This is a genomic window from Marivita sp. (assembly GCF_022763305.1).
In the GTDB taxonomy this organism is placed as follows: Bacteria; Pseudomonadota; Alphaproteobacteria; order Rhodobacterales; family Rhodobacteraceae; genus Marivita.
On record NZ_JALEGT010000056.1, the window covers coordinates 1 to 25,768 of the forward strand.

Sequence of the window (25,768 nt, forward strand, 5' to 3'; positions counted from 1 at the left end):
CTACTGCTACGTGACGCTGATGAACGGGATCGAGCCCAGCGACGAGCTGATGAAAGAGCTGCGCACCTGGGTCCGCACCGAGATCGGCCCGATCGCCTCCCCCGACCTCATCCAATGGGCCCCCGGCCTGCCGAAAACCCGCTCCGGCAAGATCATGCGCCGCATCCTGCGCAAGATCGCCGAAAACGACTACGGCGCCCTCGGCGACACCTCAACACTCGCAGACCCCTCCGTCGTCGATGACCTCATCGAAAACCGGATGAACCGGGGGTGATGGCAATGGACGGAAGCACAACACCCACAACCGCCCCGGTTCTGATCCTGCTTGGCCCTCCGGGCGCCGGCAAGGGCACACAGGCCCGGATGCTGGAAGAGCAATTCGGACTGGTTCAACTGAGCACCGGCGATCTGCTGCGCGCCGCCGTGGCTGCGGGCACGGAGGCCGGAAAACAGGCCAAGGCGGTCATGGAAGCGGGCGATCTGGTGAGCGACGACATCGTCATCGCCATCCTGCGCGACCGTCTGGCGGATGCCGACTGTGCCAAGGGCGTGATCCTCGACGGGTTCCCGCGCACCACCGTGCAGGCGCAGGCGCTGGATACCCTGCTGGCCGAAAGTGGCCAGAAGATCGACGCGGCGGTAAGCCTTGATGTAGACGATGCCGCCATGGTCGACCGGATTTCCGGCCGTTTCACCTGCGGCGGCTGCGGCGAAGGCTATCATGACAGCTTCAAGGCCCCGAAGACCGAAGGCACCTGCGACAAGTGCGGCGGGACGGAGTTCAAACGCCGCGCAGATGACAACGCGGAAACCGTCGCCGCCCGCCTTGATGCATATCATGCCCAAACCGCCCCATTGATCGCATTCTACGACGCACAGGGTGCGCTCGCCCGTGTGGATGCGATGGGAGCCATTGACGAGATCGCCACAACGCTTGGCGACATCGTTCGACGCGCCACCGCCTGAGCGGTAGCCAACCGCGGCCTCTGAGCTGCGTCACACAGGATACGTTCCCCGCCCTGCGGGGCGCGTGCAACGAGGGAAGAGGAGGATCCGCAGTGACGGACCATACATCACAATCAGCGCAGGCTGCCCAAAAGTCCGACGCGGGCTATTGGTCGGCGAACGTGCGTATCATTCTGGTGAGCCTGGTGATCTGGGCCATCTGTTCATTCGGGTTCGGCATCCTGCTGCGCCCGATGCTTTCGGGCATTTCCGTCGGAGGCACCGATCTGGGCTTCTGGTTCGCCCAGCAGGGGTCGATCCTCGTCTTCCTGGCGCTGATCTTTTTCTACGCCTGGCGGATGAACAAGCTCGATAAAGAATACGGCGTGGACGAGGAATAAGGGTCATGGATCAGTTTACCATCAACCTGCTCTTTGTGGGCGCGTCCTTTGCGCTTTACATCGGCATCGCGATCTGGGCCCGTGCAGGCTCCACGTCGGAATTCTACGCCGCCGGTCGCGGCGTTCACCCGGTCACCAACGGGATGGCAACAGCCGCCGACTGGATGTCGGCTGCCTCCTTCATCTCGATGGCGGGCCTCATCGCGTTCACCGGGTACGACAACTCGACCTTCCTGATGGGCTGGACGGGCGGTTACGTGCTTCTGGCACTGCTGCTGGCGCCGTACCTGCGGAAGTTCGGCAAGTTCACCGTGTCGGAATTCATCGGGGACCGCTTCTACAGCCCGACCGCGCGCCTTGTGGCCGTGATCTGTCTGATCATCGCGTCCGTGACCTACGTGATCGGCCAGATGACCGGTGTGGGCGTGGCCTTCGGCCGCTTCCTCGAAGTCAGCTCCACGACCGGTCTTCTGATCGGTGCCGTGATCGTGTTCGCCTATGCCGTGTTCGGCGGCATGAAGGGCGTGACCTACACGCAGGTGGCACAATACGTCGTGCTGATCACCGCCTACACCATCCCGGCGGTCTTCATCTCGCTGCAGCTGACCGGCAACCCGATCCCGGGTCTGGGTCTTTTCGGCGACCACACGGCCAGCGGCGAGCCGCTGCTTGTCACGCTTGATGCGCTGCTGCGTGATCTGGGCTTCAACGAGTACACGACGCATAACGGCGACACGTTCAACATGGTGCTCTTCACCCTGTCGCTGATGATCGGGACGGCAGGTCTGCCGCACGTGATCATGCGGTTCTTCACCGTTCCGAAAGTGTCGGACGCACGCTGGTCCGCAGGCTGGGCGCTTGTCTTCATCGCCCTGCTCTACCTGACGGCCCCGGCCGTGGGTGCGATGGCGCGCCTCAACATCACCGACATGTTCTGGCCGAACGGTGCGAACAGCGAGCCGGTGAGCCTCGAGCAGATCGAATCCGATCCGCGCTACGACTGGATGGCGACCTGGCAGAAGACCGGCCTTCTGGGCTGGGAGGACAAGAACGGGGATGGGCGGATCGCCTATTTCAACGACAAGAACCCGGAGGCTGTTGCCAAGGCACAGGCCGCTGGCTGGGGTGACGCGAACGAGCTGACCAAGTTCAACAACGACATCCTTGTTCTGGCCAACCCGGAAATCGCCAACCTGCCCAGCTGGGTGATCGGTCTGGTGGCTGCCGGTGGTCTTGCCGCTGCGCTGTCCACTGCTGCCGGTCTGCTTCTCGCCATCTCCTCGGCGGTGAGCCACGACCTTCTGAAAGGCCAATTGACCCCGAACATGTCCGAAAAGAACGAGCTTCTGTCGGCACGGATCGCCATGGCGGTGTCGATTGCGGTCGCGACCTATCTGGGCCTCAACCCTCCGGGCTTTGCGGCGCAGACGGTGGCTCTAGCCTTCGGTCTGGCGGCGGCGTCGATCTTCCCGGCACTCATGATGGGCATCTTCACCAAGGTGAACAACAAGGGTGCGGTTGCGGGCATGCTGGCCGGTCTGATCACCACGCTGGTCTACATCTTCCTGCACAAGGGCTGGCTGTTCATTCCGGACACCAACAGCTTCACCGATGCCGACCCGCTTCTGGGCACCATCAAGTCGACCTCCTTCGGGGCGGTGGGTGCGATGATCAACTTCGCGGTGGCCTTCACCGTGTCGAAGATGACCGCACCGATCCCGCGCGAGATCGAAGAGCTGGTTGAAAGCGTCCGCATCCCCCGTGGTGCCGGCGCGGCTCAGGACCACTAAGCCAACAGGAGGCGTCGCTGCGGCGGCGCCACCCTGACACAGGGGTCCCGCGCCGGTCATCCGGGGCGGGACCTTTTTTCTTGGACTCTAAGGCCGTTCTCATGACCCCTGACACCCAGTCGATTGCCCGGTTCCTGTCGGCGCTGCATCCCTATGACGCCATGGAGCCCGAAGCGTTGCACGCCCTGATCGCATCTTTCGAGATCCGGCAGATCGCGGCCGGTGGCGAGATCTATGCGCTGAACGCGCCGCTGGACGGTCTGTTCGTGGTCTATGTCGGCGATGTCGAGATCCGCGACGAACATGGCGTACCGATTTCATTACTGGGTCCGCGCAATTCCTTCGGAGAACGCGGGCTGCTGCGCGACGGCGCCAGCCTGACTTCGGCACAGGCGATCACCGATGCCACGCTGCTCGTTCTGCCCGCCTCACGGTTTCACGCGGCGATGAACGGCAATGTGGCCTTCCGGCGGTTTTTCGACCGGAGCCGGAACGACCGGCCCAACAAGGCGAGCCTTGCCACGACACGGGTCGAAGCTCTGATGGCGACGACGCCGCTGACCTGTCCGCCCGAGACCGATGTCCAGTCTGCCGCGCGCAAGATGCGCGATGCGCGCGTGTCCTCGATCTGCGTGGCGCGGGACGGTCACCTCGAGGGCATCGCAACGATCCGCGACCTGTCGGGCAAGGTGGTGGGCGACGGCCTGCCCTTCGATACACCGATTTCAGCCATCATGACCGCCGATCCCGTCACCCTGCCGCCGTCCGCCATCGGGTCGGACGTGCTGCACATGATGATGGAACGACGGATCGGGCATATCCCCGTCACGCAGGCGGGCAAGCTCGTGGGGATCGTGACCCAGACCGATCTCACGAGGTTTCAGGCGGTCAGCTCTGCCGAACTGGTCGCCGAGATCGCGCAGTCCGGCAGCGCCGAGCAGATGGCGCAGGTCACACGCCGCATTCCGCAACTGCTGGCGCAGCTTGTCGCGGGCGGCAATCGGCACGAGGTCGTCACCCGTCTGATCACCGATGTGGCCGACACCGCAACTCGCCGTTTGCTTGCACTGGCCGAAGCCAAGCTAGGCCCGGCCCCCGTGCCCTATCTGTGGCTGGCCTGCGGATCGCAGGGACGGCAGGAGCAGACCGGCGTCAGCGATCAGGACAATTGCCTGTTCCTTGATGACCGCGTGACCGAGGCCGACATGCCCTACTTCGAGGCACTGGCGCAGTTTGTCTGCGACGGGCTGAACACCTGCGGCTATGTCTACTGCCCGGGAGACATGATGGCGACCAACCCGCGTTGGCGGCAGCCCGTGCGCGTCTGGCGCGACTATTTCACGGGCTGGATCAACAAGCCCAATCCCGAGGCCCAGATGCTGGCCAGCGTCATGTTCGACCTGCGCCCCATCGGCGGGACGAAACGTCTGTTCGAGGATTTGCAGACAGAGACCCTGCGCAAAGCTGCGGCCAATTCGATCTTCGTCGCCCACATGGTGTCGAATTCGCTCAAGCACACGCCGCCTCTGGGTCTCTTGCGCGGGTTCGCCACGATCCGGTCGGGCGAACACAAGAACATGATCGACCTCAAGCACAACGGTGTGGTGCCGGTGGTGGACCTTGGCCGCGTTTACGCACTGCAGGGCAAGCTGACCGCCGTCAACACCGCCGCGCGGATCGAAGCGGCCATCGCGGCGGGCGTGCTGAGCACGTCCGGCGGACAGGATCTGCGCGATGCCTATGACCTGATCGCGGAAACGCGGCTGGAGCATCAGGCCGCACAGGTTCGCGCTGGCATCGTGCCGGACAATTTCCTAAGTCCGACGGACCTGTCGGATTTTGAGCGAAGTCATCTGCGGGATGCTTTCGTGGTGATAAAGTCGCTGCAATCGGCAGTCGGACACGGGCGCGGCATGTTGAGCTGACGCGCATCGTTTGGGAGGACGAGGCATGTTTCTGGAACTGATCGCGGTCATCATCGCGGGCATCGCGGGCGCAGGTGCCATGATGCTGGTCGCACGAATGGCCGGTGGGCGCGTCCCCAAATGGCTGGTCCCGGTGGCCGCCGGCGCGGCAATGCTCGCCACCACGATCAGCAGTGAATACAGCTGGTTTTCCCGCACGTCAGGTGCCCTGCCCGAGGGTCTCGAAGTGGTCGAAACGGTCGAGAACACGGCCTTCTACCGCCCCTGGACATATCTTGTCCCCTATACCGAGCGGTTCATGGCGCTGGATACGGGCAACATCCGCACCAACAGTGAAAACGCGGCGCTGCACATGGCCGATGTCTATTTCTTCCGCCGCTGGGGCACGGTGCAATCCGTCGAGCTTATGGTGAATTGCGAGACCGCACAGAGAGCCGATCCCGCGTTGGGTGACGGAAGCGATCCGGTCTGGCGGGACACACCCGCCGACGATCCCATCGTCAGCGCCGTTTGCAACAGGGGATGAAGCGATGCTGTCGAGCCTCAGCCTGCGCCTGCGTATCTTTCTGTTCTTCTGTCTTCTGGGCCTCGGCGGGTTGGCGTCGGTCGGCGTTGCACTCTGGTTCGGCCATGCCCGCGCGCTGGACACCACCGTCGCCAATGGTTTCACCTTTGCGGCGATCCTTGCAGCCTTCCTGATCCTTGGACTGACCGTCGGCATATGGCTGCTTTTTGACGAGAACGTCGCCAAGCCCATCGAGCGGCTGGCGGCGCAGATGCGCAGCCGGGCCCATGCCGGTGTCGATGGTGCGCTCGACATGGCTGCAGCGCGATACCTGGGCGATCTCGCCCCCGCCGCTTCGGCCGTGACCAAACAGCTGAACGACACCGCCCTGATGACGGCACAGGCGATTGCCAAGGAGACCGCGCGCCTGACCGAAGAAAAGGCCCGCCTGACCGCCCTGCTGACCGAGATCCCCGTGGCGACGATCCTTGTCGGACCCAGCGGTCAGATCGTGCTGTACGATGGGCAGGCCGCCGAAGTGTTGGCGCAGCTGGGTGTGCCGCGACTGAACGCGCCGATCCGGGAATATTTCGACGCCAAGACCTTGGGCGCGGCCGTCACCCAGTTGGCCCGCACCGGCATGGACGTGCGGTTCACGGCGCATTCGCCGGACGGCACGCAAAGCTTTGACACGCGGCTGAAGCCGATGGACGGCGGCGGCTACCTGATGGTGATCGACAGCCAGACGCTCGACATCGCGCCGGATGCGGCCCGCCCGCTTGTCTATGATTTCGACCTGCTGGACCAGCGGCGTGGCGCGGCCGAGATGGACATTCTCGACACACCGCTGCGCGCCTTGTGTTTCTCGGTCTTCGACACCGAAACAACCGGTCTCCTGCCGCATAAGGACGACGTGGTGCAACTCGGCGCGGTGCGGGTCCTGAACGGGCGCATCATCGAGGGTGAAACCATCAACCAGCTTGTCGATCCGGGCCGCCCGATCCCACCTGCCTCGACCAAGGTGCACAAGGTGACGGACGCGATGGTGCGCGGGCAACCCGACATCCATACGGTCGCCAAACGCTTTCACGATTTTTCCCGCGACGCGGTGATCGTCGCGCACAACGCACCCTTCGACATGGCATTCCTGCACCGTCAGGCCAAGACAACCGGCGTCACCTGGGACCACCCGATCCTCGACACCGTGCTTCTGTCCGCCGTCCTGTTCGGCGCCAGCGAGGCGCACACGCTGGATGCGCTGTGTGAACGGCTGAGCGTCACGATCCCGACAGAGCTTCGTCACACGGCCTTGGGTGATGCCCGTGCCACGGCAGAGGTGCTGGTGAAGATGCTGCCGATGCTCGAGGCGCGGGGTCTGATCACGTTTGGTCAGGTGATCGAGGAGACGCGCCGCCACGGCCGCCTCCTCGAAGATCTCAACTGAGCGGAACCGTCTTGCGCAGAGTGCTGCGGGTGATCGCGAAGACCGTGATGGCTGTCAGCGCCCAGAAGAACCACGTGATCGGCCCGCGGAACAGGATGCTCGGGTCACTGCCGGACATCAGCATTGACTGACGGAAATTGTCCTCGAGCAGCGGGCCGAGGATGAAGGCGATCAGGAACGGCGCAGCGGGGATGCGATTGCGCATCATGATGTAGCCGACCCAGCCCATGACGAACATCACACCGACATCGAAGATGTTGTTGTTCACCGCGAACACCCCGTAGATGCACAGCACCAGAACACCCGGCATCAGGATGCGCTTGGGCACGTCCGCGACAAACCGGAAGCCACGAATGGCGACCGATCCCACGACCAGCAGGAACACCGAACTGACGATCAGGCCGATGAAGAGGCCATAGATGATGTCGACATTCAGGATGAACATCATCGGCCCCGGCTGAAGCCCGTGCACCATGAAGGCCCCGATGATGATCGCGGTGATCACGTCACCCGGCACACCCAACGCAAGAAGCGGGATCAGGGTTGCGCCCGCCACACCGTTGTTGCCAGCCTCGGACGCGGCCACGCCTTCGATCTCGCCCTTGCCGAAATTGGCCTTGTTCTTCGAGGTGCGCCGCGCTTCGGAATAGCTCAAGAAAGCAGAAGGCGCAGCACCGATACCGGGGATGGAGCCAAGGAACACGCCGATCAGGCTGCCCCGGATGATGCTCTTGAAGCTCTTGGCATAGTCCGCAAAGGTACAGCGCGATTTCCCCAAGGCACGGGTGCGCCCCAGATGCGCCACCGGGTTCCACGCCATCGCAATGATCTCGGGGATCGCGAAAAGGCCGATCAGAACGGCGATGAAGTTGAGACCGCCCATCATGTTGGGATCGCCAAAGGTGAAACGGTTGGTGCCGTAGACGAGATCAAGCCCGATGGTCGCCAGCAGCAGGCCGGCCAGCGCTGACAGCGCCCCGCGCAGCAGGCTTTCGCCCGATACACCGGCGATGATGGTCAGGGAGAACAGGATCAGCGCAAAGAACTCTGGCGGCCCGAAATTGAGCGCAAAGGACGCCAGCCATCCGGCGAAGAGAATGAGCGCAAGGTTCGACACCGCGTCCGCCGTACAGGACGCATAAAGCGCCATACCCAGCGCCCTGCCCGCCTCGCCCCGTTCTGCCATCGGATGCCCGTCAAGGATCGTGGCGGACGAGGCTGGCGTGCCAGGTGTCTTGATCAGGATCGCCGGGATCGACCCGCCGAAGATCCCGCCCTTGTAGACCCCGAGCAGCAGCAGGATCGCGTTGATCGGTGTCATCGCAAATGTGAAGGGCAGCGTCAGCGCCACTGCCATCGTCGCTGACAGGCCGGGAATGGCCCCGGCCACCACACCGACCACAAGCCCGATGAAGAGCATCAGGAAGGCTTCGACATTACCAACCAGCGAAAGGCCGGCGGCCAGACTGTCCATCAGGCTCATGGCAACCTCACGAAATCGCCCTGCGGGACCGCCACACCGGCGACATGCGCAAAGAACGCGTAAAGCAAGAGCGGCACGACCACGGCACAGACCAGTGCCGCTTTCGGGTGCCGCGTGCGAAAGAGAAAGGCGCAGGCCGCGAAGGCCAACATCGTTGTCCACACCATGCCAAGCCGCGGCAGCGCCACCATCGTGATCATCATGATCACCGCCAGCGCCCCCAGCCGCATCCACGGCGCAGAGCCTTCGGGATGGACATCCTCTTCATCCTCGAACGGCGCGTCCGAGGCTGCGGTCATCGCGTTGAAGATCAGGCTCAGCCCGACGATGCCGGTCAGACCGGCAAGCACGAAGGGCCAGAATTTCGGGGACAGGATGATATTGCCGACATTGGACGGCGCAAACACGAAGCTGGGAATGGCGTAGAGCACCAGGAACAGCGCAAACAGGGACGCAACGATCCCGAGACGCAGGTGCAGGGATTTCTGGGACATGGGCAGGTGGGCTCCGAAGGTGGCAACGCCGAGACCAGAAGGCCTCGGCGTTTTCGTTGGACGGTCAGGGTCGGGGATCAGCCTTCGATCCGCATCCCCAGCTCATCCACCAGTGCGCGGAACACCGAATACTGATTGTTGATGAACGCGATCGCCTCGTCCGGGCTCATCACGTCGATCACCGATCCCATCGACGACATGGTTTCCGCGAATTTCGCGTCCTGTGCGGCCTCGGTGATCCAGTCGCCCCACTTGGCGCTCACATCATCCGGCAGACCTGCGGGTCCGGCAATGCCGGTCCAACCGACCAGAGCGTTCAGGCGTGGCTTGCCCAGCTCGTTGGCGGTGGGGGCATCAAAGCCGACGACGGGCTCTTCGGTGGTGACCATCAGCGCCTTGAGCTGGTTGTTCGCGACAAAGTTCGCCAGCGCCGATGTGTTGGTGCAGATGAAGGTCGCGGTGCCGTTCAGAACTGCCGTGGCCGCAGCGCCCCCACCCTGCTGGGGAATATGCGTGGCTTCGGTCAGCGGGTTTTCGACGCCGAATTCCTTGAGCACCATGGCTCCGGCAAGATGCAGCAGCGATCCGACACCGGACGAGCTGTAGCTGACGCCACCCTCGGCCACCTTGGCAACCAGATCATCCATCGACTCGATGCCGCTGTCGGGACGGACGGCGCAGGCTACCGGGTTGATCTCGTAGACCGTCACGAACCGGAAATCATCCAGCGTGTAGGGCAAAGTCGCTTTCATCGCCGGGTTCACGGAATGCGACCCGACACGCGCAAAGAGCATCGTGTAGCCATCCGGCTTCGCGTTCTGCACCGCAACCGATCCGGTCGCGCCACCCGCGCCGGTGACGTTTGCCATGATGAGCGGTGTGCCCGCCGCGGTACCCAGCGCCTCTGCAATGGTGCGGGCGGAAATGTCGGTCGCGCCGCCGGCACCGTAGGGGATGATCATGTTGATCGGGCGCTCCGGATATTCCGCCATCGCCGCACCAGCAACCAGGCCCACCCCGAGCGCGATCACAGAACCAAGTGTCCGTAGTTTCATAGTCTCCTCCCAAATTGAATTTCGACCCTGTTGCGGGCTCTTGACTTACGTTAACCTTAAGTAGAGCTTTGACGAAGAAATAAAAAATTACAAGTTCTGTAAGCAGAAACTTCAGAAACGGCAAAATGTCCATCAGATTGCTCAAAACTCTGGTCGCGGTGGCCGATCACAAGACATTCAGCGCAGCCGCGGATGCGGTGTTCATCACCCATGCCGCCGTCAGCCAGCAGATGCGCACGCTGGAAGCCGATCTTGGAATCGCTCTCTTCGACCGCAGCCACCGCACGCCGGAACTGACCCCGCTGGGACGCGCCGTCGTCGCCCGGGCCCGGAAGCTGGTGTTGGACTACGACAACCTCGTGCCTTCGGTGCTGGGGGACGATGGCCTGACCGGCGAGGTGATGCTGGGCGCCGTGCCCACCACTCTGATCGGCCTTGCGCCGCTGTCCATGTCTATCCTGCGCGCACGGTTCCCGGACCTTCGGGTGCGGATCACCCCGGCCCTTACTGCGGCCCTGCTGTCGGGGCTGGACCGCGGGCATTACGACGTGGCCATCGTGACCAAACCGGTGCTGATGCCGTTGGGCCTGGTGTTTCTCGAGATCGCGGAAGAACCGCTGCATCTCATCACCGGTTCAGAGATCACCGAAACAAACCCTGTCAAGATCCTGCAAACGCAGCCTTTCATCCGCTTCAACCGCGACGCGGTCGTCGGCACGCTGATCGAGACATGGCTGCAGGAAAACAGCATTCGCGTGAGCGAGGCGATGGAGCTTGAAAACCTCGAGGCGATCTCGAGCATGGTGCATGCCAATCTCGGTGTGTCCATCGTTCCCAGACCTTGCGTGAGCAGCGCCTATGCCATTCCGCTCAACACGGTTGGTCTGGGCGACAAAGCCCCGTCCCGCGTCCTCGGGCTCGCCTATCGCAAGGAACACCCCAAGCAGCGCGTTATTGAGGAAATTCACGCAGCCCTTCTGCGCGCGGTGGACGAACACGCCCCCGGACGGCCGATGGACGGTGCCGCATGACGATCGAAGCGATCCTCTTCATCACGCTGGGAGCCATCGCCGGCGGTTTCGTCAACGGGCTGGCAGGCACGGGCACGGCGCTTTTTGCGCTGGGGTTCTTTCTGGTGGCGGTCGAACCGGTGAGCGCGGTCGCCGTCGTGTCGCTGATGTCGGTGGTCACCGGCCTGCAGGGACTCTGGGTCGTGCGCGAGGCGCTGACCAAGAACGTGCCGCGCCTCATGCGCTTCATCATTCCAGGCCTCTTGGGCGTGCCTGTGGGCATCTCCCTGCTCAGCTTCATCGACGCGGATACGCTCAAGCTGATTATCGGCGTGCTTCTCTTGATTTATGGCGGCTTCTTCAGTTTCCGCGCGAACCTTCCCAAGTTCGAACGACGCACACCCGCGCTCGATTCGATGATCGGACTCAGCGGCGGCGTGCTGGGCGGAATGGCATCACTTTCGGGCGCGCTTCCGGTGATCTGGTGTTCCATGCGGCCCTGGCCCAAGGCAGAGACCCGCGCGGTGCTGCAACCCTTCAACGTGAGCGTTCTGTTCACCACGACCGTCATGCTGTGGTGGCGCGGCGCGTACACCTCGTCCACGCTCACCGCCTTTCTGATCGCGCTCCCGACATCGCTGCTCGCGGCACAGATCGGGATTGCGGTTTTCAAACGCATCTCGGACAACATCTTCAGACGGCTGCTGATCGGGCTGTCCCTGCTCCTGGGGCTGGGTATTCTGATTCGAGCCCTTGTCTGACCCTAGACCCTGGCCCGGAGGACCGCATATGCTCACACTCTACTACGCCAAAGGCTCATCCGCCCTTGCCCCGCATATCCTGCTGGAAGAGGTTGGCGCAGCCTATGCCGTCCACGAGGTGCCGATTGCCAAGGGCGCGCACACCGAACCCGAGTATCTCGAGATCAATCCCAAGGCGCGCGTGCCCGCACTGATGACCCCGAACGGCGTGATCACCGAAAACCCGGCCATCCTGACCTATCTCGCGGCCACCCATCCGCAGGCGCGCATGCTGCCCGAAACCCCGTTCGAACGGGCCGAGGCGGACGCGCTCTGCGCCTATCTTTGCGCCACCGCGCATGTGGCCTTTGCCCACCTTCTGCGCGGCGCCCGCTGGGCCGACAGCGCCGAGGCACTGGAGGCGATGAAGGCCAAGGTCGCCGACAATCTGCGCGACTGTGCGAAAGTGATCGAATCCCATCACCTCAAGGGGCCGTGGGCAATGGGGGACCGCTACACGTTCTGTGACGCCTACCTGTTCCTGATGCCGCGCTGGATGGACAAGGCCGGGGTCGACCTGTCCGACTATCCCAAGCTGGCCGCCCATCACGACGCGATGCTGCACCGCCCGGCAACTCTGGCCGTAATGGCGGTACACGGGATCTAGATCAGGTCACTTTCGGTGCGGGAAGCCCGTCGATCAGGACATTGACGCAGGCGGGTTTGCCCGACGCGATGGCCGCACGCAGTGCCTCGGGCAGATCGGCCAGATCGGTCACATAGGCCCCGAACCCGCCCAGCGCGGTCACCACCTCGTCATAGCGCGCGCCGCTCAGGTCGCAGGCATGCACCCGGTCGCTGCCGAATTCGCGCAGCTGGATCTGGTGCTCGGCGTTCCACCTCAGGTCGTTGCCGATCACCGCAACGAAGGGCAGGTTTTCCCGCACTGCCGTTTCGAACTCGGGCAGATGGAATCCCGCAGTGCCATCGCCCATGAGTGCCACCACCGTCGCCTCCGGGTCCGCCGCGCGGGCCGCCATCGCATAGCAGATGCCGCCCCCAATGGCCCCCGACACCCCGTTGATGATCCGGCGCGGGGCCGACACGCTGGCCTGCGCCCATTGCCCGAATTCGCCGCCATCGCAGACGAGAACCGGGTTCGGCGCATCTTGAAGCACCGCATCAACTGCCGCACACAAGGTGTTGGAATTGAGGGCATCCCCTGCCCCGGCATCGCTGCGCCGCGCACAGGCGGCACGTACCCGGCCCAACCAGTCGTCGTCCCGATCCGGTGCCGCCCCAAAGGCCAAGCCGCGCGCCACATCCACCGGATCAGCCTCGATGCTGCGGGTCAGACGTTCGGCACAATTGCGCCGCGCACGCGACAGCTCGTCGGGGTCGGCATGGACCACCGCCCAGCCTGCCTTGGGAGCCGCCGCGCCGAATTGCAGCGTGAAATCGAGCGGCTTGCCAAGAAGCAACACACGATCCGCCTCGGCAAACACCTCGGCCACAGCGCCCAGCGACGGATCGTTCAGCCCGCGCGGGCTTTCCATCACCACCACGGGCGCCCCGGTCGCCTGCTCCAGACGCTCCGCCAGCCCCGGCTGCCGGGTAGCGTTCAGCGCCGGACCAAGGACGATCATCGGGCGCTTTGCCGCGTCGAGCCAATCGCGCAGCGCGGATGTGTTGGCGGGCGCGACCCGTTCCGACTGTGGCATCTCCGCCATCTCTGCCGCCGCCAGCACCACGTCCGCAGGCAAGGACACATGCACCGGGCCGGGCCGCCCCTGCAGCGACACGCGCACCGCCTTGTCGATCACCGAAGCCAGATCGGCAGCCCGCGTCACTCGCACCGACCATTTGGTCAGCGATTGGGTCAGCGCGACCTGATCCATCTCCTGAAACGCGCCCTGCTTGTCCTTGCCAACCGGGCTGTCCCCGCTCAGCAACAGCACCGGCGTGTCCGACGCCCGCGCGGTCAGAAGCGGCCCCAGAGCATTGCCCAGCCCCGCCCCGGCGGTCACCAGCGCAACCCCCAACCCGCGCGAAAGTTGCGCATAGCCTTCGGCCATGTAGACCGCCGCCGCCTCGTGGCGCGTGTGGTACAGCCGCACCCCTGCCTCGAGGCTCGCATCGAAGAGCGGCATGATCTGGTTGCCCGACAGCGCGAAGATGTCCCTGACCCCATGCGCCGCAAGGGTCTGCATCACCACATCCGCACCGCGCGTCATATACCGGCCTCGGCCACGTGCACGCGCACGCGGTGGACGGAATTGTTGGCAAATCCCGCCATGTCGAACGGGGCCTCCAAGGGTTGCGTATTCCCGTTGGCATCGGTGGCGCGGCAGGCCAGGTCATAGACACCCGGCGTTGCGTCCCAGTCGATGCGCCATCCGGTCCAGGCATAGGTGTCGGGCCGTCCGGTCAACTCGGCGTTCTGCCATGTGTCACCCAACAGAACCTCCACCCGCGTGATCGGCACACCCCCACCAGACCAAGCGCGTCCTTCCAGCGTCACGCGTCCGGCCTGCAGCCAGCGCTGCCGCGTCACCCAATCGGGCACGCCCGGGGGTTTCATCAGCGATTTAACCCGGATCGTCGTGACCGGCGTGCCGGGATCAGTCTCGTCCTTGCGCAGCCGGTAGGTCTGCACCTGCTGGAACCCTTGGTAGCGCTCGGTCAGCGCCTCAATCGTCGTCAGCCATTTGACCGACGCCATTCCGTACCAGCCCGGCACGATGATCCGCAAAGGTGCACCATGTTGCGGCAGAAGTGGCTGGCCGTTCATGCCCCAGACCAGCATCACATCCAGATCGGCGATCTGGTCGGGCGTCAGACTGCGGCCGAAGTAATGCGGCTGGCCCTTGTCGAACCCGAAATCCGCCCCCAGGAAGGCGAAGTCCTGCACGCCACTCTGTGGCCTCGCACGCTCCAGCAGAGGCGCAAGCGGTGTGCCGGTCCATTCCGACGTGCCCACCGCCTCGTACATCCAGGGCATCGAGAAACAGCGCGGGCTGACCCCGGCGCGACCGTTGCCCGCACATTCCAATGTTACCGGCATGGTCTTTTCCGGCAGCGCCCGGATGTCGTCCATCGTCAGCGCATAGGGCGCATCGAACGCGCCTTCGAAGGTCAGCACATGCTCGGCATCTGAAAGGACCGGCACATCGAAATGGTTGAGCAGGTAGTGTGTGCCCGTGGGCGTGATCTCCAGCCCCAAAGTCTCCAGCAACGCGCCAGAGTTGCGGTTCGCCAGCGCCACTTCCTCGCGCGAGAACACGCCTTCAGTCACCTCCGGGCGCTTGGCTCCCGGCGCAAATGGGTTCTGGATCATATCACCTCGTCCGACCGGTCGTCGCTTTCGCCATAGCGCTTGAGCACGGCGGGCTTCGTGCCTTCATACACCCGCTCGATATTCTGCGCGATCTTGGCATTCTCCCGCTCGAACAGGCAATCGCCATTCAGATCCGAGGCCACGATGAATGGCCCCATCTTGTTGCACCTGATGACCCACATGGCCTGCGCAAGGCCCAGTTCCTCGTTCCAGTGCACCGCCTCGACGTTCTCCACCCCGCGCCCCAGAAGCGCGCCGGTGCCATAGCCCACGGTCGACAGGTACACCGCGCCGTTGGGCACGAAGTAGGACTTGTAGTCCTTCGACGACATACCGCCCTTTCCGATGATGAGCTTCGCGCCGGTCTTCTCCATCCATTCCGGCAACCACTTGGCAAAGCGGAAGGACGCTGTGGCGGTCACGGCCCCCATGTCGAAACTGCCATCCGCGTTGATCCGCGCCGCCGGAGAGCAATGGAAGTTCGCCGCACTTTCGGACGGCAACTCCATGGGAATGTTGGCTTTATCCTCGAGCGCGCGCATGTAGACACCCTCGCGGGCGGTATACATCAGCCCGTCCAGATAGACGATGTCGCCCAAGCGAAGTTCGGCAATCGCCTCGGGCGTGGGTGTGGTAGAGAGGCGTATCTCGCGCGGTTTCATGACGTGACCTTTTCAATCGAATTGGCAACAATGTCAGCCGTGTGCTGGCCGAGCGTCGGCACCGGCTCGAGGTGGACCGGCGCCCAAGGCGCATCGAACGGCAGGCTGGGGGCACAGACAGTCATGTCAAGCTGCGGCACCTCCAGCGGCAACCATGCGCGGCTGGTCTTCATCTGCGGATGATCCAGCGCCTCGGCCAAAGTCCGCACCCTGGCCGCAGGCACGTTGGCGGCGGACAGCCTGTCCTCCCAAATCTGCGCGTCTAGCGTGAGGAAGATGGCCCGCAGCGCCTCGGCGATCCCCGTGTCGTCCGTGTTCTCGGCCAGATCGGGCCGATCCACCGCCGCACAAAGGCGCTTGGCCTGCGCGGGCGTATTGGCCGTGATGACCAGCGATCCCTCAGCGGTGTCGAAGCGTCCGGAAAACGGCGTGTCGGCAAAGGCGCGGTTGCCTTCAAGACCGCGCAACTGGCCGGTTGTTTCGTGATGGATCGCATAGGCCCCCATAAAGGTGGTCATGGCGTCCAGCATCGACACGGACAGGCGCTGCGCCTCGCCCGGTTTGCGCGCCTTTTGCAGCAAGGCGCCGAGCAAAGTCGCCACCAAGGCCTGACCCGCGACATAGTCCACGATGGGCAGACCCACCCGCATTGGCCCGCTGCCGGACTCTCCGGTCATGGCCATCAAGCCGCTGATGCCCTGCAGGATGTGATCGTATGCGGGGCGGTCGGACAGCGGCCCTTCGGCACCATAGCCATTGAGGCTGGCATAGATGATGTCGGGACGGACCTTTCGAACAGCGTCGAACCCGACGCCCAGCCGGTCGACCACACCGGGACGGAAGTTTTCGACCATCACATCGGCCGTCTTGGCCAGTTCCAGAAGCTGGCCGCGTTGGTCGGGGTCTTTCAGATCAAGAACGATGGACCGTTTCCCGCTGTTCTGGCTCAGGAAGGACGCGCCCAGCCCCGCGTCCTTCATCGCCTGCGTCCCCCCGTGGCGGCGGACGAAATCGTCGCTGTTCGGGCGTTCGACCCGGATCACATCGGCTCCCATCAGGGCCAGTTGCCCCGTCGCATATGGCCCGGCCAGAACATGGGTCAGGTCGAGGATGCGCACACCGGTCAGGGGACCGTCGGCATTCATTCCGCCGCCTCGCGGATCGGTTCCCACTCGACGGTCTCGCGGCGCTGGTAGGGTGTGAACCAGTCCGGATCAGTCCGATGCTCGACCCGGCCGTCGGGGTAGATCCGAGCCACGGCCCGGCGTGAGGACAGGCAGAAGGCATGCACCGACATCGGCATCCCGCCGGTGTGGCAGTAGCCCACCTCGATATTGCAATCGATCACCATGTTCTTGCCGACAAAGCCCATCGCGCCCATGCCGATGGAGTTGCCCAATTCCTTGAACTCCTCCTCCATCTCGGCGATGCGTGGATCGGAATTTCGGCTGCCAACAGTGCGCAGAACAGACGCGCGTTTGCCCAAAGTCATGCAGATGTCCTTCGATCCACCCAGCCCGATCCCGATGATCGCCGGCTGGCAGGCCAGACCCCGCTTGCCAAAGGCCATCAGACTGTCGAGGTAGAAGCGCTTGATCCCCTGAATGCCATCGGACGGGAACAGCATCCGGTAATCGGTTCCGAACAACCCGCCCTTGTGAACGGTGATCAGGTCGATCCACTCGCCCTCGGGCTCGAACCCGTATTCGATCTCGGGCGCGCCGATGCCCACATTGTTGTTGTGATCCGTCCGCCAGAGCGGATGCACCCGGTTCGGCCGCAGCGGCACACCATTGGTGGCACTGGCCGTGGCGCGGCGCAACGCGGTTTCCAGCGCGCACATGCCGCCTTCGACCTTGGCGTCATTGCCCAGTTTCACGAACCAGCGCGGCACGCCGGTGTCGCCACACATCGCGCGGCGGTCTTCCTTGGCGGCCTCGTAATTGTCGAGCATCGCCTTGAGAACAAAGGACGACAGGTCGCCGTCTTCGGTCTCTGCCGCCTTCTTGAGACCGTCGAGGTAATCCTCGGGGATCTCGATGGCCGCCTTGTCCATCAGGGTTTCGGCGGTTTTCTGGATCAGGTCGATCGGGATCATGCTGTGCCTCGCTTGTGAGCGTTGCTTCGTCCGGCGCAAGCCGGACAGCCCCCGACCGCCCCGTTTTGCCAGAGGCAAACTTCCAGTTTGACGGGCGGGGACTTCACCCCCACCCGCGGTCGCGCGCTGTCCGGCACCAAATGTTGCTTTGGGCTGTCCATATATTTCATGGCAGGTTCCATCACTGCGCCGCCACCAGTGTCTCTGGCTCCCCCTCGGGCAGCACGGTCTCCCCCGGGCGCACGATGGTGAACTGCACGTCCTCGCGCCCCACCTCGACCGCGCCATCCACCTGCCGCGCGACGGTGAAATAGCTGTCCTCCATGGCGCCCGGATCGGGGAAATCCTCGCGGTAATGCGCCCCGCGCGAGTTCTCCCGCGCCAGTGCCGCCTTGGTGATCACCTCGGAAATATCGCAGAGCGACCGCAGGTTCAGCCAGTCGTGCCATGTGAGATTGAACGCGAGATACTCCGACGCCACACCCACATCCATCAGCGCGTTCGAGATCTCGGCAATCCGCCCCAAGCCGCGCGTCAGCCCGGCCTCGGTGCGCATCACGCCAACCTCGTCCCACATCGCCTCCTGCAACGCTTTGCGCAACGGCAGCACCAGCTCGGGCTTGCGCGTCAGAGGATGACAGGCGCGCAGCAGCTCGGACTCCAGAACGCTCTCGTCCGGATCACGCAGCGCGCCCATGCCGCGAATGTCCGCGCCCATCACATCACCCGCGATGCCGCCATAGACGGTGGAGTTGGCCACGCCATTGCCGCCCAACCGGTTTGACCCGTGCGCGCCGCCAGCGTCCTCCCCGGCCACGTACAACCCTTCCATCGCCGTGCGCGTGTCCACATCGACCACGACGCCGCCCATGAAGTAATGCGCCGTCGGCACCACCTCGACCTTGCCACCCGCCAGATCGAAGCCGCAATCGGCGCAGCGCTTGACCATGCCCTTGAACTTTTCCCGCACGAAATCCGGCCCGAGATGGGACATGGAGATGAACACGCCCTCCTGCTCAGGATTGTTGTTCTTGCGCATCTCGGCATAGATGCCCCGGCTGACCACGTCACGGGTTGCCCGTTCGCCCTTGGCGTCATAATCGAACATGAAGCGCTGCCCCGCGTGGTTCACCAACTGCCCGCCGGCCCCGCGCAGACCTTCCTCCAGCACCGTCCCGGTCATCCGCGTGTGATCGCCCGCCAAGAGCCCGGTCGGATGGAACTGCACCATCTCCATATCGCGCAGCGGCAAACCGACACGCAGCGCCATGGCGAGGCCGTCCATCGTCTTGTCGCCCGAGGGCGTGTGGTACTTGTACATGGTCGGGCCACCGCCCGTCGCCATCAGCACCGTCTTGGCGCGCACGAAGCGAAACCGTCCGGTGCGCATGTCGATCATCAGCACACCGGCAAGGGCCGATCCGTCCTTCGTCGGGATCAGGCCAATCGCGCGGTGCTCCTGCAACTTCTCGACGGGGCGCGACAGCACCTGCTCCATCAATCGGTTGATGATCTCGATTCCCGTCAGGTCGCCCTTGTGAACGGTGCGGTCCGCCGTCTGCCCGGCAAAGGCCTTCTGATGCAGCGACCCGTCCGCGTTGCGATCGAAGAAACAGCCGATCTCGTTCTCCAGCTCGCGGATGCGCACCACCGCCTGTTCGCAAAGCCGCCACGCCATGTCCTGATTGGGCAGCCATTTGCCGCCCTCGATCGTGTCCATGAAATGCCGTTCGACCGAGTCACCATTGCCCAGCGCCACGTTATACCCGCCCTGCACCATCCGCGTGCAGCCGCATTTGCCGATCAGCCCCTTGACCGCGATGGTCACCTTGGTGCCCTCGGGCGCGCTCTGCATCGCGTGGAGGGCGGCGAACATGCCCGCTCCGCCCGTGCCGAGGATCAGGATGTCGGTGTCGTGCCGGTCGATGTCTTTTGTCGTGAACATGTCAGATCGCCTGCAAGAGGAAGGTTGTGGAGACAAGGAACGACCCGGCCACCGCCGCCGCCGCCCATGTCTTTTGCGGGGCCGACCACGGCAGCCACTCCAGCGCGATCAGGCGCAGACCGCCGAAGAAATGCACCGCCAGAAGGAAGACCAGACCGAACTCGGCCAGTTTGACCAACGGCATCTCGGTCAGCGTCAGAAACGCGTCCAGCTTGGCCGCGTCGTTCAGCGCATAGGACAGCACCCAGAAATGCAGTGGCAGGAAGAGCGCAAGGCCAAGGCCCGACAGACGGTGCAGCAGGTAGGCCAGCCAGAGCGGATGAGCGCGCGCGACCTTCATGCCGTCACCGCCCAGACCGCCTGCGCGCCCAGCGCCAGCAGGCCCAGCCCGATCACAGCCGACACCGCATCCCGTGCGCCGCCGCGCAGACCCGCCCATTCGCCAAGAATGGTGCGCAGTCCGATGGTTGCGTGGATCGACACGGCCACCACGAAGAGGCCGTAGAAGGCGAACCAGAAGGCCGAGCCTTGTGTGCGGCCAAGGATCTCTGCCGCGGACAGCCCGCCCTGAATCGCGTAGATCATCACACCGATATGCACGATCACGAACGGCGCCATCACCAGCGCCGACAGGCGTTGCGCCATGTAGAGGTGAAACTCGCTCATTTCCGCCCCCCGAAAAACCGTTTGGCCGTTGCGCGCTTCAACCCCGCAATCGCCGAGAGCGGGTCCAGCTCGTTCGGGCAATAGGCGGTGCACGATCCCATCGAATGGCAGGAGTGACAGCCGCCCTTGCCGGACACTGCATCAAGGATCGCATCGCGGTCCGCATCCTTGGCGTCGTTGTAGAGCGTCCACGCCCGTTGCAGCGCGGCGGGGCCAAGGTAATCGGGATTGCCCGCAACCGTGTCGCAGGCGGAGTAGCAGACCGAGCAGTTGATGCACTCGATCCCGGCATTCGCCGCCTGCCGCTCCTCCGCCTGCGGGTTCACGGGCGCGATCTCCTCCTCTCGCGTCCGTGTCGGGTGGTGCCGCCCCTCGGCGGCCACCCATTTGTCGAAGAACGGATCCATGTCAGCGGCCAGATCCTTGATCACCGGCAGGTTGCGCAGCGGGCCGACCTCGATGGCGTTGCCGTCGAGAACCTTGCTCACATGGGTGCGGCAGGTCCAACGCGGCACGCCGTTGACCATCATCGCACAGCTTCCGCACATGCCGACCCGGCAGGCAAACCGGTAAGTCAGGGTCGGATCGGCGTTCTGCTGAATCCACGACACGACATCCAAAACCGTCTGGTTGTCATAGGCCGGCACCTCGAAGGTCTGAGGGCGCAGCGGCGCATCCGGCCCGCCGCGCTGCACCGTCACAGTCAAGTGGTCTTGCCCTGGCACCTGAGAGCCCGCCTTTCGTCATTCCCGTTGATTGGGGGATAGGATAACGGTCAGCTCCGGTAACGAAAAGGCAAATAATTTAACTGTATCTGTAAGTCATGCTTTCAATTCATGCATGACGTGATCTTTTACCAACCGGTAAAAAGTCGCCCTGTCTCAGACGAAGTTCACCATCTTGTTGAACGGCATCTCGCGCAACCGCGTGCCTGTCACCGCCCAGATTGCCCCCGCCAAGGCCGGGGCAGCAGGCGGCACGGGTGGCTCGCCGATCCCAAGCACCCGGTCGCCGTTTTCCAGACCGCGCACAAAGATGCTGGGACACTGGTGCAGCCGCATACCGGGATTCAGGTCGAAATTCGACTGTTCAGCCACACCCCCCGCATAGGTAATCTCGGAATTCATGGCGTGACCAAGCCCGTAGATCACGCCACCCTGGACGAGGTTCTCGAAATTCACCGGATCGACGACGCGGCCCACTTCGGCGGCAACCCACACATTGTCGATGCGAAGGCCCGCGTCCGTGTCAGTCACCTCGATCACCTGCGCACAATGGACGCCAAACGACTTGGTCAGCGCCACACCGCGTCCGGTCTTTGAGCCATTGGCCATGCCACCAATGCCGGACCAGCCCGACATCTCGGCGACTGCCTCCAATGCCTGCCGCGCCAGTGGATCGCTGCAGAGGCGCAGTCGTTCCTCCAGCGGATCGGCCCCTGCCGCCTCGATCAACTCGTCGAGGGCGGCGTTGTAGAAAAATCCGTTGGATGACGCGCCGACCGACCGCCAAGAACTGATCGGTGCCAGCGGTTGCGCACGGTAGCCGGTGACGCGCTGGTGCGGGATGGCAAAAGGCTGCTCCCACGCGCCTGCCACGATCTGGCTGTCCGGGCCGGGGGCGGACTGGTTCTGACGGGAAAGCTGCGAGGCCATGACCGAGGGCATGGCGATCCCGAGATCCAGCGCCTCGACCTGACCGTTCGCGACCTTGCCCCGCATCCGTGCCATGGCGATCTGGCGGGGGAAGTCGTGGAGCATGTCCTCTTCGCGCGAGAGGGTCAGCTTGACCGGCGTGCCCTTCATCTGCATCGCGATCTCGGTCGCCTGTTTGACCACCTCGTCTTCCAGCCGATGCCCGAAACTGCCGCCCATCATCAGGACATGCACGGTCACGTTGTCCGCCGCGATGCCAGTGATCCGGCTGACATTGGCCTGAATGAAGCGCGGGATCTGCGTGCCTGTCCAAACCTCGGCGCGGTCGTCGTCGACGCGGACGATGGCGTTGACCGGCTCCAATGGCGCATGGGCCAGATAGGGCGCGCGGTACTCGGCGATAAGGACCTCGCCATCGCTGAGGGCGGTGTCCACATCACCGTCGTTGCGTTTCTGGCTATCCTGCGCGTCGGGCGTGAACGCGGCTTCGAGTGCGGACCAATGCTTGGCTTGCTCGAGTGGGAAGCGCGGGTCTTCCCACGTGACATTGATCGCCTGCGCCGCTCTGAACGCGCGCCAAGTGTTGTCGGCGACAATCCCAAGGCCGCCGGTGATCGGCACCACGGCCTCGACGCCCCGCATGGCAAGCGCATCGGTCGCGTCATAATCCGCCATCCCGCCGCCCTGCGCGGGGTTCATCAGAACAGTGGCGTGCACCATGCCGTCGACCGATGCATCGATGCCATAGTCCTGCGTCCCCGTGCTTTTCGCCAGCATGTCGATCCGCTGCATCGGCTTGCCGATATAGCGCCATTCCGACGGGTCGCGAAGGGGGACGTCCTGCACGACCTCTGCCCCGGCCAGATCGGCGGCGAGGCTGGTGTAGGGGATTTTTTGACCATCTGGTAAAATCACGGCCCCGGACGCGGTGGTGAGGTCCGAGACCGCGACGCCTTCCCGCTCGGCCACCAGCGCCTTGATCGTCTCGCGCGCCGACGCGCCCGCCAGACGAAGTTTTTCGAACTGGTCCGGCACGGTGGTCGAGCCGCCGGTGATCTGGAGGCCGATCACCTTCATGACAGAGTTCACCGCCCCTTCGGCCATGTCCTGCATCATGCCAGCGGCGGGCACCATGAACTCGGCCGCTTCGGCCGCCAGAGCGGTGTTCCAGTAGGCCGGGCTGGGCGGGCCGGGATCGGCCTTGATCTGGTCGAGATCGACATCCAGTTCCTCGGCAATGAGCGCGGCCTGAACATGGTAGACCCCCTGCCCCGAATCCGCGCGGGGGGTGATGAGGGTGATGCCATCTGCGTTGATCTTGACATAGGGCGTCAGCACCGCCTCACCCGCCCCGGCCGTCAGCGGGTTCTCATGCGGTTTGCGCACGGTGTAGACGCCGAAAGCGACACCGCCGACGACGGCAGCAGAGCCAATGAGAAACGTGCGGCGGGCAATGGTTTTCAGACGTCCCATGATCAGCCCTCCTGCATCAGGTTTGCCGCACGTTTCACGGCAGCCCGGATGCGGGGATAGGTGCCGCAGCGGCAGAGATTGCCGGACATGGCGTCGTCGATTTCCTGATCCGTGGGCTCCGGGTTTTCCAAAAGCAGCGAGGCCGCCTGCATCATCTGGCCGGACTGGCAATACCCGCATTGGGCCACCTGTTCCGTGAGCCATGCCGCCTGCACCGCGTGCAGCAGGTCTGGGGTGCCGAGGCCTTCGATGGTGGTGATCTCGGCACCGACCGCGTCGATGGCCCAGGTCTGGCAGGAGCGGACGGCAACACCGTCGAGATGCACCGTGCAGGCCCCGCATTGCGCGATGCCGCAGCCGAACTTTGTCCCGGTCAGGCCCAGCTCATCGCGAAGCACCCAGAGAAGCGGCATGTCGTCTTCGACATCGACCTCGTGCAGGGTTCCGTTGATCCTGAGTTGCATCGCGGTGCGCTCCCTCTGACGGTGCTGGTGCCCATGACATAGGTCGTCCGGGACAGCGTTGGGAGGGATGACTTAAGGGAAAGGCCACGCTCCCCTGATTTGGGATCGGAGCGGCGGGGCCGCTCCGACAGGTGGGGGGACGCTGTCCCCCCACACCCCCCTGAAGTATTTGAAAACCGAAGAAGGGGGGCGGTGGTTCAGGCGGCTTTGCGCGACCGGTTGCGGCGGCGGCGGTTGCCGTTGGGTTTGGCGGCGGCATTGCCTGCCGGGCGGTTTTGGCCCTGACCCTTGCTGCGACCCTGACCGCGCTGTTGCGGCTGGCGGGCGACCGGGTCTTTGGGAGCGGTGCCGCTGGCCACGGGGATCTCGATCTTCATCAGCTTCTCGATCTGGCGCAGCAGGTCGGCCTCGTCCGGGGCGCAGAAGGCAATCGCCTCGCCTTCGCGGCCGGCGCGGGCGGTGCGGCCGATGCGGTGCACATAGCTGTCGGGCACTTGGGGCAGGTCGTGGTTGATGACATAGGCCACGCCCGGAATGTCGATGCCGCGTGCGGCGACATCGGTGGCGACCAGCACCGTGATCTCACCGTCGCGGAATGCCTTGATGGCGCGGTCGCGTTGGCCCTGGCTCTTGTTGCCGTGGATCGAGGCGGCGTTGAACCCGTCGGCCACGAGGCCCTTCATCAGCTTTTCCGCGCCGTGTTTGGTGCGGGCAAAAACCAGCGTCAGGGCGTCGGGATCGGCGCTCAGGATCTCGCGCAGCTTGGCGGCTTTCTCGGCCTTGCCGCCGAGATGGTGAACCGACTGGGTGATCTTGTCGGCGGCCTTTCCCGGAGGCGAGACCTGCACCTTGGCCGGGTTGGTGAGATAGGCGCGGCTGAGCTCTTCCATCGGTTTCGGCATGGTGGCCGAAAAGAGCATGGTCTGGCGCGGTGTGCCGAGCTTGGGCGCGATGCGGCGCAGCGCGTGGATGAACCCCATGTCGAGCATCTGGTCGGCCTCGTCGAGGACAAGGTGTTTGACGGTGCGCAGATCGACCGCCTTGCGGTCCATCAGATCGATCAGCCGGCCCGGCGTGGCGACGAGGATGTCGGTGCCCTTGAGGAGCTGATGGATCTGCTTGTTGATCGACTGGCCGCCGACGACGGTGGTCACGCGCAGCTTGGTCCTGGCCGTGAGCATGCGCAGGTTGTCGGCGATCTGGTTCACCAGTTCGCGGGTCGGCGCGAGGATCAGCGATTTCGCGGTCCGCGCGGCGGGGCGTTCGGGCGCGTCGAGCAGGTGGCTGACGAGCGGGATGCCGAAGGCCAGCGTCTTGCCGGTGCCGGTCTGTGCGAGGCCCAGAACGTCCTGCCCTTCAAGGGCGAGCGGAATGGCCTTGGTCTGGATCGGGGTCGGTGTGGTGAGGCCCGCATCCTTGAGGGCGGTCATGAGGTCGGGCTTGAGGCCCAGTGTGTCAAAAGTCGACAATGTCTATCCTTTACCTCCGCATACGGGGAGGCCCGCACACGGATGGGGTTGTGCCGCAGGATCGCGGCGAGCGAGGGTGCGCAGGACCTTAAGACACAGCGGGTGCATCCCGGTCTGACTGGACCTGCGTCAGGAACCCTGCGTGATGGGGAACTGAAATCTTTATCGCCGATGCGCCCTGATGACGGGCGCGGCAAGCTCACGCGG

At 64.2% G+C, this 25,768-nt stretch carries 24 protein-coding genes and 1 pseudogene; 10 read left to right on the forward strand and 15 right to left on the reverse strand.

The window, feature by feature from the left end; translation table 11 throughout:
- The 7 genes and pseudogenes from MRY75_RS11655 to MRY75_RS11685 form a co-directional block, all read left to right on the forward strand.
- A pseudogene (locus tag MRY75_RS11655) lies at nt 1-274 on the forward strand (acetyl-coenzyme A synthetase); the annotation flags it as partial.
- 5 nt (nt 275-279) lie between these two features.
- Nucleotides 280-966: an adenylate kinase gene (locus MRY75_RS11660; RefSeq protein ID WP_292307964.1), complete on the forward strand. Its 687-nt coding sequence runs from the start codon at nt 280-282 to the stop codon at nt 964-966.
- A 92-nt stretch (nt 967-1,058) separates the two neighbouring features.
- Nucleotides 1,059-1,346 (forward strand): DUF4212 domain-containing protein, encoded by a 288-nt coding sequence (locus tag MRY75_RS11665; protein WP_292307966.1) that lies wholly within the window; start codon nt 1,059-1,061, stop codon nt 1,344-1,346.
- A 5-nt stretch (nt 1,347-1,351) separates the two neighbouring features.
- Nucleotides 1,352-3,136: a sodium:solute symporter family protein gene (locus tag MRY75_RS11670; RefSeq protein ID WP_292307968.1), complete on the forward strand. Its 1,785-nt coding sequence runs from the start codon at nt 1,352-1,354 to the stop codon at nt 3,134-3,136.
- 101 nt (nt 3,137-3,237) lie between these two features.
- The gene (locus MRY75_RS11675; RefSeq protein WP_292307970.1) at nt 3,238-5,061 is read left to right on the forward strand and encodes a DUF294 nucleotidyltransferase-like domain-containing protein; all 1,824 of its coding nucleotides are present in this window, start codon (nt 3,238-3,240) and stop codon (nt 5,059-5,061) included.
- 25 nt (nt 5,062-5,086) lie between these two features.
- Complete coding sequence (locus MRY75_RS11680; protein WP_292307971.1) at nt 5,087-5,587, forward strand: hypothetical protein; 501 nt, start codon at nt 5,087-5,089, stop codon at nt 5,585-5,587.
- A gap of 4 nt (nt 5,588-5,591) precedes the next feature.
- Entirely contained in the window at nt 5,592-7,010 is a 1,419-nt protein-coding gene (locus MRY75_RS11685) for an exonuclease domain-containing protein (RefSeq protein WP_292307973.1), read from the forward strand.
- On the opposite strand, the gene MRY75_RS11690 is transcribed toward MRY75_RS11685, so the two are convergent.
- The 3 genes from MRY75_RS11690 to MRY75_RS11700 form a co-directional block, all read right to left on the reverse strand.
- Nucleotides 7,003-8,493 carry a tripartite tricarboxylate transporter permease gene (locus tag MRY75_RS11690; protein WP_292307975.1) on the reverse strand — a complete coding sequence of 497 codons (1,491 nt, stop codon included), beginning with the start codon at nt 8,491-8,493 and terminating at the stop codon, nt 7,003-7,005. The genes MRY75_RS11685 and MRY75_RS11690 overlap by 8 nt on opposite strands.
- Nucleotides 8,490-8,987 (reverse strand): tripartite tricarboxylate transporter TctB family protein, encoded by a 498-nt coding sequence (locus MRY75_RS11695; RefSeq protein ID WP_292307977.1) that lies wholly within the window; start codon nt 8,985-8,987, stop codon nt 8,490-8,492. The genes MRY75_RS11690 and MRY75_RS11695 overlap by 4 nt, the downstream gene beginning before the upstream one ends.
- A 77-nt stretch (nt 8,988-9,064) precedes the next feature.
- Nucleotides 9,065-10,042 carry a tripartite tricarboxylate transporter substrate binding protein gene (locus tag MRY75_RS11700; protein WP_292307979.1) on the reverse strand — a complete coding sequence of 326 codons (978 nt, stop codon included), beginning with the start codon at nt 10,040-10,042 and terminating at the stop codon, nt 9,065-9,067.
- Between the two features lie 125 nt (nt 10,043-10,167).
- Between MRY75_RS11700 and MRY75_RS11705 the strand changes: the two genes are divergently transcribed.
- Genes MRY75_RS11705 through MRY75_RS11715 form a run of 3 tightly spaced genes read left to right on the forward strand, consistent with a single transcriptional unit; the run spans nt 10,168 to nt 12,459 of the window.
- Nucleotides 10,168-11,073 carry a LysR family transcriptional regulator gene (locus MRY75_RS11705; protein ID WP_292307981.1) on the forward strand — a complete coding sequence of 302 codons (906 nt, stop codon included), beginning with the start codon at nt 10,168-10,170 and terminating at the stop codon, nt 11,071-11,073.
- Nucleotides 11,070-11,813, forward strand: coding sequence for a sulfite exporter TauE/SafE family protein (locus tag MRY75_RS11710; protein WP_292307983.1), 744 nt, complete (start codon nt 11,070-11,072; stop codon nt 11,811-11,813). Before MRY75_RS11705 ends, MRY75_RS11710 begins: the two co-directional genes overlap by 4 nt.
- Before the next feature lie 28 nt (nt 11,814-11,841).
- Nucleotides 11,842-12,459 carry a glutathione S-transferase family protein gene (locus tag MRY75_RS11715; RefSeq protein WP_292307984.1) on the forward strand — a complete coding sequence of 206 codons (618 nt, stop codon included), beginning with the start codon at nt 11,842-11,844 and terminating at the stop codon, nt 12,457-12,459.
- A gap of 1 nt (nt 12,460) precedes the next feature.
- On the opposite strand, the gene MRY75_RS11720 is transcribed toward MRY75_RS11715, so the two are convergent.
- From MRY75_RS11720 to MRY75_RS11775, 12 genes are all read right to left on the reverse strand, one after another.
- Nucleotides 12,461-14,026: a thiamine pyrophosphate-binding protein gene (locus MRY75_RS11720; protein WP_292307986.1), complete on the reverse strand. Its 1,566-nt coding sequence runs from the start codon at nt 14,024-14,026 to the stop codon at nt 12,461-12,463.
- Entirely contained in the window at nt 14,023-15,129 is a 1,107-nt protein-coding gene (locus MRY75_RS11725; RefSeq protein ID WP_292307988.1) for a molybdopterin-dependent oxidoreductase, read from the reverse strand. Before MRY75_RS11725 ends, MRY75_RS11720 begins: the two co-directional genes overlap by 4 nt.
- Nucleotides 15,126-15,791 carry a fumarate hydratase C-terminal domain-containing protein gene (locus MRY75_RS11730; protein ID WP_292307990.1) on the reverse strand — a complete coding sequence of 222 codons (666 nt, stop codon included), beginning with the start codon at nt 15,789-15,791 and terminating at the stop codon, nt 15,126-15,128. The genes MRY75_RS11725 and MRY75_RS11730 overlap by 4 nt, the downstream gene beginning before the upstream one ends.
- The gene (locus MRY75_RS11735) at nt 15,788-16,936 is read right to left on the reverse strand and encodes a CoA transferase (RefSeq protein ID WP_292307991.1); all 1,149 of its coding nucleotides are present in this window, start codon (nt 16,934-16,936) and stop codon (nt 15,788-15,790) included. Before MRY75_RS11735 ends, MRY75_RS11730 begins: the two co-directional genes overlap by 4 nt.
- Nucleotides 16,933-17,889: a fumarate hydratase gene (locus MRY75_RS11740; protein WP_292307994.1), complete on the reverse strand. Its 957-nt coding sequence runs from the start codon at nt 17,887-17,889 to the stop codon at nt 16,933-16,935. The genes MRY75_RS11735 and MRY75_RS11740 overlap by 4 nt, the downstream gene beginning before the upstream one ends.
- Before the next feature lie 181 nt (nt 17,890-18,070).
- Nucleotides 18,071-19,834 (reverse strand): FAD-binding protein, encoded by a 1,764-nt coding sequence (locus MRY75_RS11745; RefSeq protein WP_292307996.1) that lies wholly within the window; start codon nt 19,832-19,834, stop codon nt 18,071-18,073.
- A 1-nt stretch (nt 19,835) separates the two neighbouring features.
- Nucleotides 19,836-20,174, reverse strand: a complete 339-nt coding sequence (gene sdhC, locus MRY75_RS11750; protein WP_085636113.1) for a succinate dehydrogenase, cytochrome b556 subunit — start codon at nt 20,172-20,174, stop codon at nt 19,836-19,838.
- Nucleotides 20,171-20,500, reverse strand: coding sequence for a succinate dehydrogenase (locus MRY75_RS11755; protein ID WP_292266413.1), 330 nt, complete (start codon nt 20,498-20,500; stop codon nt 20,171-20,173). The genes sdhC and MRY75_RS11755 overlap by 4 nt, the downstream gene beginning before the upstream one ends.
- On the reverse strand, nt 20,497-21,207 hold the full coding sequence (locus tag MRY75_RS11760) for a 2Fe-2S iron-sulfur cluster-binding protein (RefSeq protein WP_292308001.1): 711 nt from the start codon (nt 21,205-21,207) through the stop codon (nt 20,497-20,499). Before MRY75_RS11760 ends, MRY75_RS11755 begins: the two co-directional genes overlap by 4 nt.
- 174 nt (nt 21,208-21,381) lie before the next feature.
- Nucleotides 21,382-23,628 carry a molybdopterin cofactor-binding domain-containing protein gene (locus MRY75_RS11765; RefSeq protein WP_292308003.1) on the reverse strand — a complete coding sequence of 749 codons (2,247 nt, stop codon included), beginning with the start codon at nt 23,626-23,628 and terminating at the stop codon, nt 21,382-21,384.
- Between the two features lie 2 nt (nt 23,629-23,630).
- Nucleotides 23,631-24,092 carry a (2Fe-2S)-binding protein gene (locus tag MRY75_RS11770; protein WP_292308005.1) on the reverse strand — a complete coding sequence of 154 codons (462 nt, stop codon included), beginning with the start codon at nt 24,090-24,092 and terminating at the stop codon, nt 23,631-23,633.
- Nucleotides 24,093-24,289: 197 nt separating this feature from the next.
- Entirely contained in the window at nt 24,290-25,561 is a 1,272-nt protein-coding gene (locus MRY75_RS11775) for a DEAD/DEAH box helicase (protein ID WP_292308007.1), read from the reverse strand.
- Nucleotides 25,562-25,768: the final 207 nt, after the last annotated feature.